This window comes from Streptomyces sp. NPDC001604, assembly GCF_042893475.1.
Taxonomy (GTDB): Bacteria; Actinomycetota; Actinomycetes; order Streptomycetales; family Streptomycetaceae; genus Streptomyces.
The window spans coordinates 454220-470007 of sequence record NZ_JBIAUY010000004.1 but is presented as its reverse complement, the minus strand read 5'-3'; the positions used below and the strand labels follow the sequence as shown (position 1 = coordinate 470007).

Annotated in this window: 10 protein-coding genes; all 10 read left to right on the top strand. The window is 71.2% G+C overall.

Annotated elements, in window-relative coordinates:
• The first annotated feature begins 131 nt into the window (after window positions 1-131).
• The 10 genes from ACFY1E_RS15130 (at window position 132) to ACFY1E_RS15085 (ending at window position 15787) form a co-directional block, all read left to right on the top strand.
• Window positions 132-1994, top strand: a complete 1863-nt coding sequence (locus tag ACFY1E_RS15130) for a phage tail sheath subtilisin-like domain-containing protein (RefSeq protein WP_389075682.1) — start codon at window positions 132-134, stop codon at window positions 1992-1994.
• Window positions 1995-2028: 34 nt separating this feature from the next.
• Window positions 2029-2553 (top strand): phage tail protein, encoded by a 525-nt coding sequence (locus ACFY1E_RS15125; protein WP_004003113.1) that lies wholly within the window; start codon window positions 2029-2031, stop codon window positions 2551-2553.
• A gap of 32 nt (window positions 2554-2585) precedes the next feature.
• Entirely contained in the window at window positions 2586-3314 is a 729-nt protein-coding gene (locus ACFY1E_RS15120; protein WP_389075681.1) for a hypothetical protein, read from the top strand.
• Window positions 3307-4035 carry a hypothetical protein gene (locus ACFY1E_RS15115; protein WP_389075680.1) on the top strand — a complete coding sequence of 243 codons (729 nt, stop codon included), beginning with the start codon at window positions 3307-3309 and terminating at the stop codon, window positions 4033-4035. Before ACFY1E_RS15120 ends, ACFY1E_RS15115 begins: the two co-directional genes overlap by 8 nt.
• 49 nt (window positions 4036-4084) lie before the next feature.
• Window positions 4085-4960 (top strand): DUF4255 domain-containing protein, encoded by an 876-nt coding sequence (locus ACFY1E_RS15110; RefSeq protein WP_389075678.1) that lies wholly within the window; start codon window positions 4085-4087, stop codon window positions 4958-4960.
• 32 nt (window positions 4961-4992) lie between these two features.
• Window positions 4993-7335 (top strand): ATP-binding protein, encoded by a 2343-nt coding sequence (locus ACFY1E_RS15105; protein WP_389075676.1) that lies wholly within the window; start codon window positions 4993-4995, stop codon window positions 7333-7335.
• Window positions 7326-7622 (top strand): hypothetical protein, encoded by a 297-nt coding sequence (locus ACFY1E_RS15100; protein ID WP_389075674.1) that lies wholly within the window; start codon window positions 7326-7328, stop codon window positions 7620-7622. The genes ACFY1E_RS15105 and ACFY1E_RS15100 overlap by 10 nt, the downstream gene beginning before the upstream one ends.
• Before the next feature lie 157 nt (window positions 7623-7779).
• Window positions 7780-14364, top strand: a complete 6585-nt coding sequence (locus tag ACFY1E_RS15095) for a DUF4157 domain-containing protein (RefSeq protein WP_389075672.1) — start codon at window positions 7780-7782, stop codon at window positions 14362-14364.
• A 38-nt stretch (window positions 14365-14402) separates the two neighbouring features.
• On the top strand, window positions 14403-15104 hold the full coding sequence (locus ACFY1E_RS15090; protein ID WP_389075670.1) for a hypothetical protein: 702 nt from the start codon (window positions 14403-14405) through the stop codon (window positions 15102-15104).
• Window positions 15101-15787, top strand: a complete 687-nt coding sequence (locus ACFY1E_RS15085; protein ID WP_389075667.1) for a hypothetical protein — start codon at window positions 15101-15103, stop codon at window positions 15785-15787. Before ACFY1E_RS15090 ends, ACFY1E_RS15085 begins: the two co-directional genes overlap by 4 nt.
• The last annotated feature ends 1 nt before the right edge of the window (window position 15788 follow it).

Sequence of the window (15788 nt, the reverse complement as noted above, 5' to 3'; positions counted from 1 at the left end):
TGATACGGGGTGTGCGGTCCGGCGCGGCAAGGACGCGTCGGCAGACCGCTGCGCTCCGCCGTGCCAAGACCTCTCCCCTCTGCCGCCTCTTGGTGCCTTTGACCGGTGCCTGAGAAGGGATAGGAGGGGGAATGCCGACGAATGCCGCGGCCGCCAGGCCGACGTATCCGGGCGTCTACGTCGAAGAGCTTCCCAGCAGCACCCGCGCCATCTCCGCCGTGACCACTTCGGTGACCGCATTCGTGGGACACACCCGGCGCGGCCCGCTGAACGAGCCGGTGCGCGTCACCGGATTCGCCGACTTCGAGCGGCGCTTCGGCGGGCTGAGCGCCCAGAGCCCGCTCGCCTACGCCGTGCACCAGTTCTTCGGCAACGGCGGCTCCGTCGCCGTGATCGTCCGGGTCGCCAAGGCGGGCAGCGGCAAGGCCGCCTGCGTCGTCCTGGAGTCCACCGAGGGCCACAGCGAGAGCCGCGTCCTGGAGGTCCACGCCAAGGAACCCGGCGTGTGGGGCAACGGCCTGCGCGTCGCCGTCGACTACGACACCCCGGACTGCGAAGCCACCTTCAACCTGCGGGTCTACGACGCCAAGGGCGACGCCCGCGAGAGCTTCACCGGCCTGTCCATGGACGCCGGCAGCGGAAGCCACGCGCCCACCGTGATCAACGCCGGATCGCGGCTGATCCGCGTCGAGGCCGTCGGCGAGGGCCGCCCCGACCCGTCCGGCACCGTCTCCAAGCCGTTCGGCCACGACCTGCCCGACCTGGCCGTCGACCTGACGGTGAAGATCGGCGACGTGGAGCGCGAGTTCAAGCTCTACGACCCCGACTGCGACGGCGAAGCCCCGTCCTCCGTGACCGAGCTGGCGCTGCTCCTGGAGCGCAAGCTGCGCGCCCTGCCCGACGCGCCCGGCAGGCACGCCTTCGCGGGCGTCGAGGTCACCGCCTTCGGCCGCCGCATCCAGGTGGTCGCCGGCTCCACCGACCCCGAGGACGTGGTCCGCTTCCTCGGCGAGTGCGCCAACGACCTGGGCCTGGAGGGCTCGGTCAACCCGCCGGTGTTCCCCCTGGAGGGCGGCGAGGACGGCGAGGCCCCCGGCCCGCGCGACCTCATCGGCTCCGAGGCCGACAAGACCGGCATCCAGGCGCTGCGCGGGGTGGCCGACGTCAACCTGCTCGCACTGCCCGAACTGGCCTCCTACGAGAAGACCGACGACGCCCTCACCGTCGTGTCCGCAGCTCAGCGGCTGTGTGAGGAGCGTCGGATCTTCCTGCTGGTCGACGCGCCCAGCTCCTGGGTGAGCGTGGACAGCGCCCGTGCCGGGCTGTCCGCCTTCGACCCGGTGCGCGGCAACCACGCCGGCCTGTACTTCCCGCACATCCAGCTCACCGATCCGCTCACCGGGCGACTGCGCGCCTTCCCGCCCTCCGGGGCGGTCGCGGGCGTCATCGCGCGCACCGACTCCGAGCGCGGGGTCTGGAAGGCACCGGCCGGTACGGAGGCGCAACTCGTCGGAGTGCACTCGCTGACCGTCGACCTGACGGACCGTGAGACCGGACTGCTCAACCCGCTCGGCGTCAACTGCCTGCGCACCTTCCCGGTCACCGGCCCGCTGGTGTGGGGCGCGCGCACGCTGGAGGGCTCCGACGCCCTCGACAGCGCCTGGAAGTACGTGCCCGTGCGACGGCTCGCGTTGCATGTGGAGGAGAGCCTCCAGCGCGGCCTGCAGTGGGTCGTGTTCGAGCCCAACGACGAGAGCCTGTGGCAGCAGATCCGGCTGTCCGCCTCCTCGTATCTGCACACGCTCTTCCGCCAGGGCGCCTTCAAGGGCAGCACCCCGCGCGAGGCGTACTTCGTCAAGTGCGACAGCGAGACCACGACGGACGAGGACGTCGCGAACGGCGTCGTCAACGTGCTCGTCGGGATCGCGCCGGTGCGGCCGGCCGAGTTCGTGGTCGTCAGGATCCAGCAGACGTCCGGGCAGTTCGCTCTCTAACGGCCCGTCAATCTCGGAGAGCTGAAGGAAATCGATGGCTGAGTTCACGGTCAACGCGCATCGCTTCGACCCCTACAAGAACTTCAAGTTCCTGGTCCTGTGGGACGGTCGGACGGTCGCCGGCATCAGCAAGATCAGTCCGCTGAAGCGGACCACCGAGGTCGTCAAGCACCGTCACGGCGGCGACCCCTCCTCCCCGCGCAAGTCGCCGGGCCGCTCCGAGTTCGAGGGCATCACCCTGGAGCGCGGGGTCACCCACGACCCCGAGTTCGACCGCTGGGCCAACAAGGTCTGGCAGGTCGGCGCGGGCCTCGGCTCGGAGGTGTCCCTCGCGGACTTCCGCAAGGACATCGTCATCCAGGTCCTCAACGAGGCCGGTCAGGTCGCCGTCTCGCACAAGCTCTACCGGACCTGGCCGAGCGAGTACCAGGTCCTCGGCGAGCTGGACGCCAACGCCAACGCGGTGGCCATCCAGTCGCTGAAGCTCGAGTGCGAGGGCTGGGAGCGGGACTACGAGGTGCCCGAGCCGGAGGAGCCCTCGTTCCTCAACCCGGCATGACCCTGGGGTAGTCGAGGGAAACGGGGAGGGACATGGCGATCACCGGGGCGGCCGAACTGCTGGCCGCCTGGGAGGCCGGGCTCGGTCAGGCACCGGCCGGACGGGCACTGCTGCTGCACCGCACGGCACGGCCCGACGTCGACACCGGGAGGCTGCCGCAGCTCCCGGTGGGCGAACACGAGGCGGACCTGTTCGCGCTGCGCCGGGCGCTGTTCGGCGAACGGATGCAGGTGCGGCTGGACTGCGCCGTGTGCGGGGCGGACATGGAGTTCGACCTGGACGCGGGGGAGCTCGCGGGGTCACTCGGCTCTTCCGGGGACTCGGTCGTACGGGTCCGGCAGGACGGCTGGGACGTCGAGTTCAGGCTCCCCGGGGTCGCCGACCTGCAGGCCGCGGCCCGTTCGGCGGACCCGCGGGCCGTGCTGTTCGCCCGGTGCCTGGTCTCGGCGACCCGCGACGGTACGGCCGCGGAGGCGGGGGAGCTGCCCCTGCCGGTGCAGCGCCGGATCGCCGAGGCCGTCGAGGCCGCCGACCCGGGCGCCGACCTGGTGATCGACGTCGCCTGTCCCGAGTGCGGCGAGGCCACCCGGGCCGAACTGGACATCGCCTCCTACCTGTGGACCGAACTGGACGCCTGGGCACGGGACGTGCTCCTCGACGTCCACCTCCTCGCCACCGCCTACGGCTGGAGCGAGCCGGAAATCCTGGCGCTCAGCCCGACGCGGCGCCGCTACTACCTGGAGCTGTGTGCCGATGTCTGACACCCGGGGTGCGCCGGACCGCCCCGACTTCTTCGACCGGCTGATCGCGCGGCACGCATCCCCGCGACCGGCCGCGGTGCGGGTACGGCCCCGGCTGCCCGGCCCGTTCGAGCGGGTCGAGGCGGTACGGGCCGCCGGACCAGCCCCGGACGAGGACACGCTGCTGTGGCCCGCCGGCACGCCGGCGGCTGCCGTGCCGCCGGATGCGCCGCGTCCGTCGGCGATCCGGACGCGCACGCACACGGAGCGGGAGCGGACCGTCGTACGCACCGAACGGGAGCCCGTCGCACCGGCCCCGCGTCCGTCCGAGCCGGTCCGGGCCGAGGCACCCCTGCTGCGTCCTGTCGCGCCCGTCGCGCCGGGCCCGCGTCCGCTGCCCGAGGCCGGGCGGCGTGCGGCCGGGCGAGGGCACACGGAGTCAGGACCTGCACAGACCGCGGTGTCCGTGCCCATCCCCCCGGGTACGGAGGCCGCCCCCCAAGCCGTGTCGGCGGCGCTGCGACCCAGTGCCGCCGACACGGCGGCGGCACGCGACGCCGTACGGCAGGCCGCGGCCCGCCGCCCGTCCAAGCCCGCCGAGCAGGTGGTGCAGGTGCAGATCGGACGGCTGGAGGTGACAGCCGCCGGCGCCGCTCAAGGCGACGGGCAGCGGCGGAAGGCGGCGGAGCGGCCGGGGACGGCCCTGAGCCTCGCGGACTACCTGGCCCGGGGGCGCGAGTGAGCCGCCTTGCACACAGCAGCAGGACGAGAGGAACCGAGGAACTGACGTCATGAGCAACGCACTTGCCATCGCCCATGTCACCCAGGCTCTCGCCCTGCTGATCGAGAACAACGTGGGCCCGGAGTTCGGTGAGGCGGTGAAGGTCGAGCCGCGCAAGCCGCCCGCCGACCCGCAGCTGGAACAGCCCACGATCTCCGTCTTCCTCCACCAGGTCACGCCCAACACCTCGCTGCGCAACAACGACCTGCCCACCCGCGCGGCCGACGGCACGCTGGTCAAGCGGCCCGCGGCGGCGCTCGACCTGCACTATCTGATCAGCGCGTACGGCGACGAGCGGGAACTGGTCGGACAGCGGCTCATCGGCTCCGTGGTGCGCACCCTGCACGAGATCCCCGTCCTGCCGAAGGACGTCATCGAACAGGCCGGTGAACGCCCGTACTTGGCAGGCAGCGATCTCGCCGAGGCGGCACAGCGGGTGCGGTTCACGCCGACGGTGATGGACGTCGACGAGACGTCGAAGCTGTGGGGGATGCTCTACCAGACGCCGTACACCCTGTCGGTGGTCTACCAGGCGACGCTCGTCCTCATCGACGGCCGCGAGAGCCCGGTGCCGGGCAGGCCGGTCGAGCGGCCCGAGGTACGGGTGCTGCCGTTCGGAGCGCCCGGTGCGCCGGTCCCGCCGACGGCGGATCCGCGGGGCGAACGGCCGTCAAGTGACGGCGGCTCCAAGGAGCTTGTGAAGGCGGAGACCGCCGAGCCGGCCGCTCCGCCCGCCAAGAAGGCGGCGAAGGCCCCCGCGAAGACCGTCGCCAAAGCCCCGGCCAAGACTCCGGCTCGTACGAGGAAGGCGGCGCCCCGCGCCACCAAGTCCGCGGGACCCGAAACCCGGAACACGGACCGCGGCGACGACGGCAGGGAGAACTGAACGACATGGCGGCGGCGGGGGCAGGTGACGGCATGGGGATGGACGAGCAGGGCGCACAGGAGCGCAGGACGACACTGACCGCGGAGATCCGGCGCGTCCTGGCCCACGTCGACGCCCACGCGACGCGAGCCGCGGCCGGGGCTTCCACTGCCCGAGACGGGTCGGGAGCCGGGGCTTTCGCGCCCGCGGGCGGGCCTGCTGACGGCGCTTTCGTACGCTCGTGCGGGGATGCCGACGCGGCGGCCGCGGCACCCGGAGGGGCTGCTGCGGCCTCCGCCGAGGAGCCGGCCGCCACGGGCCGCCACGGTTCCGGCGGGGCTTTCGTGTCCGCGGGTGAGGCTGGTGTGGCCTCCGATGAGTCCGGCGCCGAGGAGCCGGCTGCCGCGGGCTGCCACGGTTCCGGCGGGGCTTTCGTGTCCGCGGGTGAGGCTGGTGTGGCCTCCGATGAGTCCGGCGCCGAGGAGCCGGCTGCCGCGGGCTGCCACGGTTCCGGCGGGGCTTTCGTGTCCGCGGGTGAGGCTGGTGCGGCCTCCGGTGAGTCCGGCGCCGAGGAGCCGGCCGCCCTTGCTGCTCTCCCCGGCCCCGGCACCGCCCCCCTCGACGCCCTCGTCGCCTGCTTCAGCCTCACCTCCTTCGAGCGAGACCTCGTACTCCTGGCCGCCGCCCACGAGTTGGAGCCCACGGCCGCCGCCCGGTGCGCCGCGGCCTGTGGTGACCCGGAACGCGCGTACCCGACCTTCTCCCTCGCCCTGGCCGCCCTCGCGGAGCCGCACTGGAGTGCGCTCACGCCCGTGGCGCCGCTCAGGCGGTGGCGGATCGTCGAGCTGGAGGACGAGTCACGGCTGACGACGTCCCGGCTGCGGCTGGACGAACGGATCCTGCACTTCCTGCTGGGCTCGCCCTACCTGGACGCCCGACTGCACGGGCAGCTGCGACGCACCTCCGTGCCGAAGGTGCTGACACCGTCGTACGACCTGGCCGCCACCCGGCTCGCCGACGGCTGGACGAACGCGACCGAGGCGCCGCTGGTCGAGATCACCGGCGGTGATCTGCGCAGCCGGGCCGACATCTCGGCGGCCGCGGCGGCCCGCGCAGGGCTGGGCCTGTATTCCATGAGTGCCGAGGACATCCCGTCCGACCCGGCCGAACGCGACCGGCTGGCCCGGCTGTGGCAGCGCGAGGCGATCCTGCTGCCCGCCGCGCTGCTCGTCGAGGCGGGAGAGCTGGACCGCGACCAGCGGGCGGCGACGGAGTCCTTCCTGGCCGGGGCGGCCGTACCGGTGGTGGTGTCGAGCGAGGACCCGCTGCGTTCGGAGCGTTCGTACGGGGCCCGGGTGGCGGTGCCACGGCTGGACGACGACGAGCAACTCGGCCTGTGGGCGGGCGCTTTCGAGGAGATCGGCCTGGAGGAGGGGGAACTGCGCTCTCTGGTCGCCCAGTTCCAGCTGCCCCCGCACGTCGTGCGGTCCGCGGCCGCCGCCGTGCACCGCCGGCTGCCGCACGAGGACGAGCTGGACGCCGGCGAACTCGCCTGGCAGGCCGGGCTCGACGAGGCGCGGATCGGCATGGACGAGCTCGGGCGGCGTATTGCCCCGCAGGCCGGCTGGGACGACCTGGTGCTGCACGAGCGGCAGACCAGCGTGCTGCGGGAGATCGTCGCGCATGTCCGGCAACGGGCGACCGTCCACCAGGAATGGGGATTCGCCGCCACCCTGCGCCGCGGGCTCGGCGTCACCGCGATGTTCGCGGGCGGCTCCGGCACCGGCAAGACGCTGGCCGCCGAGGTCATGGCGAAGGAACTCGGCCTCGACCTGTTCGTGATCGACCTCTCACAGGTCGTCAGCAAGTACATCGGCGAGACCGAGAAGAACCTCCGCCGGGTCTTCGACGCCGCCGAACGCGGTGGTGCCCTGCTCCTGTTCGACGAGGCCGACGCCCTGTTCGGCAAGCGCAGCGAGGTCAAGGACAGCCACGACCGGTACGCCAACCTGGAGGTCAGCTATCTGCTGATGCGCATGGAGGCCTACCGGGGCCTGGCCGTCCTCACCACCAACATGAAGAACGCCCTCGACACGGCGTTCCTGCGGCGCATCCGCTTCGTCGTCGACTTCCCCTTCCCCGCCGAGCACGAGCGCGCCGAGATCTGGCGCCGCGTACTGCCCCCACAGGCCCCGGTCAAGGACATCGACCCGACCCTGCTCGCCCAGCTCACCGTCGCCGGCGGCTCGATCCGCAACATCGCCCTGTCCGGAGCCTTCCTCGCCGCCGAGGAGGGCGACCGGCTGCAGATGCGGCACATGCTGGCCGCGGCCCGCACCGAGTACCTGAAGCTGGAGCGCTCGCTGACGCCCACGGAGGTCCGCGGATGGGTGTGAATTCCTCCAGGGACCGGGAGCCCTCGGCGATCCGGATCGAGGTCGGCGAGCTGCTGCTCGACGGCTTCCGGGCCGACCCGGAGCGTGTGTCGGCCGCGTTCGAGAGCGAGTTGACGCGTCTCGTACGGCTGCACGGCGTACCGCTGGCCGCGGGCGGCCCCCTCGCCATCGACGCACTGTCCGGGCTGCCGCCCCTGCCCGCCGGGCTCTCCGCACGGCGCCTGGGCCAGGAGCTGGCGCGGGTCGTGCACGAGGGGCTCAGCGGGCACGGGGAGGTGGGCCGGTGAGTACCCGGACGCGGGACGTATGCGCGGGGTGGTCGGTCGAGCCGGAGGACCACGTCAGCAGTGCCGGGCCGGCCGTCTGTATGTCCGTCTGCCGCCCGGGCCAGGAACCGGCGCGGGACGTGCACGCAGCGCTCGGCAGCCGTGGGGAGGTGGGCCGGTGAGTTCCCAGACCCAGGACGCCGCTTCGGAGCAGGCCGCCGAGCAGCGGCGCCGCAAGCGCAAGGAGCGGGCCGCCAAGTCCCGTACGCCCGAGCCGAAGAACATCGTCAGCGGCGCCGGACAGCCCCTCGACCCGGGCCTCCGCCGCGAGCTGGAGGAACAGCTCGGCCACGACCTCAGCCGGGTACGGCTGCACACCGGCCGGGACGCCGGGCAGCTGACCGAGCTGCTGGGCGCGGACGCGGTCGCCGTCGGCCAGGACATCCTCTTCCGCGAAGGCGCCTTCCGGCCCGGCACCGACGAGGGCCGGCGGCTGCTCACCCACGAACTCCAGCACACGGTGCAGAACCCGCACGGCCTGGGCGCCCTGCGCGCCGGCCGCGAACTGGGCGCCGTGAGCCTGCCGCAGCAGGCGATCGAACGGGAGGCGGAAACCACCGCTCAGGCACTCACGCAGGAGGAGTCCGCCCCGCAGGTCCAGGAGGGCCAGGCCACCCCCGGCTGGCTGCGCTACGCCACGGTCGACGCCGACCGGCGGCGCGCCGAGGCGATCGACCCGGCGACCCTCGTCGACCGGCTCGCCAACTCCCTCGTACGCTCCCTGCGCGGCGACCCCGAGGACCTCTCCAAGCGCACCCGCCGCCAACTGGCCGGGCTGCCCGCCGAGTTGCTCGACGGCGTCCTCGCCCGCCTGGAAGGCCGCCTGCTCGGCCCGGAGCACGACCGGGTGCTCGACCTCGTCGACGAGATCGAGGCATACGACGACTTCGGCGACGACCGCGTGGAGCGCGACGCGCACGACGCCCCGGCAGCCGAACCCGACACGGCCGAGCAGGTGCGCACCGAGCGGGAGAACGCGCAACGCGCGGCCGACGATGACCGGACAGAGGAGAGGCCGGCGAGCGCTCCCGGTCCGGAGAAGGAGCGGGCGGAACGGACCGGCGCCCCCGGCAGCACCCCCCTGAACGGGGGTACCAGAGAGGAACAGCAGCAACGGGCCCAGGACGAGGCGCAGGGCCGCCGGCAGCAGGGCGACTCGGCGGCGCGGGCCCGGCGACAGCCGCCGGGGTCCGCGGCGCGGGACGGCGGGGCGCCGGCAGCCGGGGCGAAGCAGGAGGCTCCGTCGGCCACGGTGGGCAAGCCGGCTGCCGTGACACAAGAGACGGCCCCGCCTCAGACGCCGCAGAGCGCCGGTGCCGAGACCGGGCAGGCCCTGCGGGACTCCCAGCCCCAGCAGCAGGAAGAGCAGCAGAAGCAGGAGGGCACGCAGCAGGAAGACGGCAAAACGCCGGCCGAGGAGCAGGGCGCCCCCACCCCTGGCGCCGAGGAGCCCGCCGCCCGGGACAGACCTGGTGCCGCCGAGCAGACCGCCGCCGGCCGGCAGGTGCCCAAGGCGGACCGGCGTGGGTCGGACCAGCCGACGGGCTCGCCCGCGCCCGGCAGGGACACCGAGCTGCCCGCGCCGACGGGCACCCTGGACGGCGTACGCACCCAGGATCTGGAAGGTCCCGAGGACACGGCCGACGAGGGCGCACTCTCCGACAGCACCTCGGAGGTGGAGGTCGGCGGTGCCGAGCCCAGCGCCTGGGACGTGGAGCTTCAGCCGGAGGACTTCCTGCCGGCCCAGGACCCCGACGTGTCCGGGGTGCCGACGGCCGACCGGCGCGCGGACGCGGCCCCTGGCAGCGAGTCCCTCCCGGACTTCCCGGCACCGCCGCCGACCAGGGCCGATCAGATCCAGGCGGAGCGCGACGCGGAGGACGCCGAGGACGCGGCGGCGGAGGCGGACGTCGAGGACGACACCGACGGGGCCCCGGTGGCCGAGCCGGTCACGTCGACTGCGCCCGAGACGGTGGGCGGACCGGGGGACTCCCTGCTCTCGAGCCTCGAACCGCAGGAGCGGACCCCCGCACTGCCGGGCGCCGGATCCGTCACCCAGGACCCCAAGAGCGGTGACGATCCCAAGGCCGGTCCCGTCACCGCGCAGGCCACCGTGCAGCAGGCGGCCAGGCCGCAAGGGGCGGCACAGGAGAACGCGGCCAAGGAGGAGAAGGGCACCCAGGCCGCGGGCGAACGGGGTACGACCGCTCAGGAGAAGGCCTCTCCGCGGGCGGCGGGCGGTACGGCCACCGCACCGCCGGGGAAGGAACAGCAACAGGCAGGCTCCGCCCCGGCCGGCGGGAACGAACGTACGGGCGACGCTACGGCGCCCGCACCCGCCCGCGAGTCGCAGGTCGCCGGAGGGTCCGCCCCGGACAGGCCCGGCAGTCCCACCGGCGGCGTCCAGAACGGGGCGACGCCTCGACCCGAGGGTGCCGCGCCCGCGCAGCCCGCGCCGGCCCGGGCGACCGCTCCTGCACCACGTCCTGCGCCCAGGCCGCCCGCCGAGTCCACGAGCACCGGGCAGGCCGACGAGGACGCGGTCGGCGCCGCCCCGCGGCCGGAACGGGCGCCCAAGGCAGCCGCACCCACGGCCTCCCCTGCGCCGACCGGCGGCGTCGCCGGCAAGCCCGCCGGCAAGGGCAGGGCGAAGAAGGCCTCGGCACCCGCCCCGAGCCTCTCCGAGGTCTCGCCCGAGGCGGGACTGAGCACGGCAGCCACGTTGAAGCCGCACCAGGCGTACCAGGCGATGGGCGGGGTGAGCGGTTCGGTCGACCGCACCGTGGGGGACGAGCATCGGCAACTCGCGGCAGCCCCGCCCTCCATGCAGCGCCCGGCGGGCGCACCGCAGACCCTGCAGGGCAAACCGAAGACCGACGCGCCCGCCCGCTACTCGCAGGACCCGGCGCAGAAGTCCGAGGCTCCCCGGCAGGAGAACGCCCAGGTCACTGGCGCGAAGGAGCCCGAGGGGCAGATCGAGGCCGAGAAGGCGGAGGAGCCGAGCGGCTGGCAGACCTTCAAGATGGCGCTGGGCTTCGGCATCGGCTGGCTCGCCGAGAAGCTCGGCTTCAAGGTCGACAAGCAGGAACTGGCCGCCAAGTTCGCCGGGCTGCCCACCAAGGACGAGGCCCTCAAGCAGGCCCAGGCGGGCAACGCGCCCGGCGTGCAGATGCAGGGCGCGGCCCAGCAGACGTCCGACGAGCAGGGTGCCGCCGTCGACACCAAGGGCCAGGAGACGGTCGACACGGCGCGGGACGACGCCGGCCGCTCGATGGGCGAGAACCAGGTCTATCCCGACGCTCCCCAGGAGGAACTGCAGGGAAAGGTGCCGGGCGCGGACGGGACCAAGGGCGCGGTGCCCGGCGGGGCCCCCACCGGCGCCGTACCGCCGGACGCGGCCTCCGCGGTGGCCGAGCACGACAAGGGTCCGGAGTTCCAGGCGGCGTTCAGCAAGGGCCAACAGGGCATGTCGGCCGGCCGCCGGACCAAGGACAAGGACTTCCGCGACTCGCAGCAGAAGAACAAGCAGCAGGTCGACGGTGAGATCGGCAAGAACACCAGGAACCAGACCGACCAGCGGACCAAGGCCCTCGACGAGGTCACGGCGCACCGGGAGGACTGGCGCAAGGAACAGGACCAGTCGCTCAAGAAACTCGGCGACAAGAAGAGCGACCGGGCGGACAAGGTCCGCAAGGACGTCCAGGACCACGAGAAGAAGACCGACGACGACGTCGCCCGGCAGAAGACCGACAGCGACAAACAGATCAAGGACAAGGGCGAGCAGGCCGAGTCGGACGCCAAGACCAAGGCGGACACCGCGGCCCAGGACTCGGGCAACTGGCTCTCGAAGGCCTTCGACTGGATCAAGCAGAAGGTCATCGAGATCAAGAACGCGATCGTCAAGATCATCCGGGATGCTCGTGACGCGGTCGTCAACTTCATCAAGAACTTCAAGGACACCGTCGAGCGCTGGATCAACGAGGCCCGCAAGTTCATCGTCGACACGATCAAGACCCTGATCGAGGACCTGATCGAGTTCGCCGTGGAGATGGTCCGGGAGATCATCGAACTGGCCCGGCGGATACGGAAGCTCGTCACCGACCTGATCGCGGCGGCGATCGCCCTCGTCACCCGGCTCGCGGCCCAGCTCAAGCAGCTCGTCACCGACCTGCTCGATCAGCTCGCCAAGACGCTCAGCGACATCCTGAACATCCTCAAGAAGATGCTCATGGACGTCATCAAGTCGATCATCGACGCGGTCAGGACGATCCTCGACTACGCCTCCAAACTCCTGGGCGCACTGGGCGAGTTCATGATGATCGCGATCGACTTCCTGGACGACCCGGGCGGCTGGCTGAGCGGCGCGAAGAACTCGGCCGTCGACGGCGCGAAGCACTACATGTTCCGAGAGGTGCAGGCCGCGGTCAAACAGTGGTTCCAGGAGAAGATCCAGGAGATTCTCGGCGTCCCGAAGGCGATCATCGAGAAGCTGATCAAGGGCGGTTTCTCGCTGGCGCAGATCGTGAAGGAGACCTGGGACGCGGTCGTGCCCCAACTTCCCTTCATCATCGGCGAGATCGTCATCACCAAGGTCGTCGCGAAGCTGATCCCCGGCGCCGGCTGGGCGATGGCCGTCATCGACGCCATCCGCACCGCGATCGGCGCCCTGGGCGCCATCCTCAGTGCCATGGGCGCGGTCCTGTCCTGGCTGCGCGCGGTCCGCCAGGGCGGGGCGGGCCTCCTGTTCGCCAAGGCGGTCGCAGCCGGCATCGTCGCCCTGCTCGAACTCGCCTACCAGTACCTGCTCGACGCCGTCGGCAAGTACGTCGCCAAGGTGGGCCGCCGCCTGAAGGGCATCGCCGCGAAGCTGTTCCGCGGCGGGCGAGAGGGCGGGGGCCCGGGGCGCCGCCCGTCCGCCGGCGCGGGGGACGAAGGCGCACCGCGAGGCGACCGGCCGGCGGAGAGGACTCCGACGACGGCGCGTCCCGCGGGCGCAGAGGCTCCCACCCGTAAGCCCACCACCGGAGACTCGGGCACCCCGACCCGTCCGAAGCCGGCGGAACCGGGCACCACGGGCCCGAAGCACCGCCCGGCCGACAAACCCTCCGGCGAGCCGGACACCCGCCCCACCCCCACGGCCAGGCCGAAGCCGAAGCCGGAGCCCCGCCCGAAGTCGAAGCCCGAGCCGAAGGCCCCGGACAGGCCGAAGGACTCCACGCCCGACAGGCCGAAGGACGAGACCCCACAGCGCCCGAAGGACACAGGGGAGACACCGGGCACGAACAGGCCGAAGGACGAGGCACCCGGCAGGCCCAAGGAGGGCGAGCCGGGGCGGCCCAAGGAGGAAACGCCGGGCAAGCCCAAGGGCGACGGCAGGGAGGCCCCGTCGAGGCGGCCCGGCGACAAGGGTGAGGGCCCGAAGAGGCCCAAGCACGACGAGGACGACCCGAAGGAGCCGAAACACGGCAAGGACCAGGACCCGAAGCGGCCCAGGCGCGACGAGGACGACAAGCCGCGCAGGCCGAAACCGGACGAGCACGGTCCACGCCGGCCCAAGAACAAGCCCGACACGGAAAGGCCTGGGCGACCGAAGTCCAAGCGGGACAAGGACAGGCGCAAGAAGAAGGAGGACTCGAAGGACTCCAAGGAGGAGCGCCTGCAGAAGATCATCGCCCGGATAGAACCGAAGGAAAGGAGCAGTCTGGCAAAGGGAATCACCCGGAACCGGCACCTCCAGCGGCTCAACCTGTACCGGATCTGGTATCGGCTCACCGCCCTGACGCGGAACCATCCGCCGAATTTCGAGATCGAAGCGGAACTCAACCCGAAGGGCAGAGTGATCGGCGGTACAGAGGTTCCGGAGGAGGGCTTCGACGCCGGTGGCGACGACTTGGGCGACAAGACCACACCAGTCGACTGGCTGAATGCGGAGCACCGGAAGAAGGGCCTGCCGCCGGTCAAGTCGCCCCGGTTCCGGGACAATGCACTCGCCTCAAGCTTCATTTCGCAGTACCTCAACGTGCGATTCGCCGAGGCTGAGGGCTCGAAGAACACTGCACGGAAGCCTGATCCGATCGGATTCCGCTATCTGGGTAAGAACACGCTGAACGACAGCGAACAATGGGATCGGACCCATCTCCTGCCATCCGAACTGGGCGGCAACACCATGAACCAGAACCTCGTACCGGCGCGGCACTACCAGAACATGAGACTCCGGGCGACCGAGGGACCTGCCTTCAAGTGGATAAAGAACGGGAGTCGGATCGCCTGGTACCAGGTGGAGATCGCCTATCACCCCGAACTTCACGCCCCGGACGGCCGGATCGTGCAACCCCCGGGCTTCCCCAGCCGCCTTCGCACCGCATGGGGGAAGTACACGCAGAAGCCGGGTACCAGCGGTGAGAGCGAGTCCCACTGGGACAAGAAGGGGCTGGAGGGCGAGGTTGTCCTCTCCAGTCTGGAGAAACCGCCGACTCTCCCCGAGCACCGCACCATCAACGTCAACACGGAGAAGGACCTCTACCGTCTCAAGCTCGCCCTTCAGGCCAGGGACTCGCAGATGACGGCGATCGTGAAACTACGACCCTTCGTTGACGAGAGGGACATGATCAACAAGTTGGCGGCGTACAACAAGAGATTCAAACTGGACAAGATCAGAAATCGCCTGGCCCAGTTGATGGCGGAAGGGCGTCTTCAATTCTGAACGGTGGGAAGCCCCACTTCTATCGAAGGTCAGGACACATGGAAGCATTGACGCGAAGCGAAGAGCTGCAGGTCGAATCCATTAGGGAGCTGAAATCCAATCCGCTGTTCGAGGTGACGGACGAGCGGGAGAAGTTGTCGTTCCCTCTCGCCGACTTCGATCCGCTGTCCGGGACGAAAAAGGAATGGGCGGATGTACGACTCAGCGCCGAACTCAAGAACTGCGCCCTACGGTTCTGGTCCCTGTCGTGCCAATGGCATTGCGTGGACCCTGAGCTGGAGCTGCACGGCGAGTTCTGCCTCCCGCACCTCTACCGGGCACTCCTCCGCGACGCTCCGCGCTACAACGACCTGGCCTCGGATCGGGAACGTTCCCTGATGTCGGAGCTGCGGTTGATCGACTTCGCTCCGGCTCGGGCGACGGGCGAGGCTGCCTACATCCGGATCGAACCGCACAAGGACCAGTTGGAGATCTGGTACCAGGACCGCTACCTGTACGACGAAGACACCAATACCCAGGGATTCCTCCGGATGGAGCTCGACTACTGCGCCTATCTGGAGGCGCTTCGCCTGACGAAGGGCGCCTTCGGCTGGCAGATGCTGTTTGTCGACGTGTCATTGGGCGGTCTTGAGTTCCGGGCACACCGGGAGAACCTCACGGGCATGCTGCAGACCTTCCCCTCGGCCTTCCCGCAGCACGACTACGCGCCGCTCATAAGCCGCCTGGAGGCCCGCCTGTGACCCGCTACGCCGACATCCCCAAACCCATCCGCTCCGGAATAGTCGTCGTCAACCCCGACACCGGCACCCCCCAGCGGATCATCGTGCTGCAGTTCAACCCGGACACCCTCGAGCGCAGCATCGCGCCCCAGTCCGCCGGGGACAGCAGTGACACCGGAAGTGGTGGCGCCGGGAGTGGGGACCGGAACGAGGCGCTGAGGCTGAAAGGGCCGGCGCAGGAGACCTGGAAGTTCACCGCCGAGATCGACGCCACCGATCAGCTGGAGATCGCGGCGCCCGACGGGATTCATCCGCAGCTCGCCGTCCTCGAGATGCTCGTGCAGCCCACCACCGCCCAGCTGCGCGCCGCCAGTCGGCTCGCGCAGAACGGGACCATCGAGATCAGCCCGATCGAGATGCCGCTCACGCTGTTCACGTGGGGGAGCAAGCGGGTCATGCCCGTGCGGCTCACCGAGCTCTCCGTCAACGAGTCCGCCTTCGACGTGAATCTCAATCCGATCCGGGCCTCGCTGAGTATCGGCATGAAGATCCTCACCGTCAGCGATCTGCCCGCCGGGCACCGCGGCGCCGATCTCTACATGGCTCACCTCGCACAGAAGGAGCGGCTTGCCGCTGCCGCCCGCGGCGGGAGTCTCGGGGCCCTCGGGCTGCCGGGTGTCGACGTACTGAGTGGAAGGGGCTGAG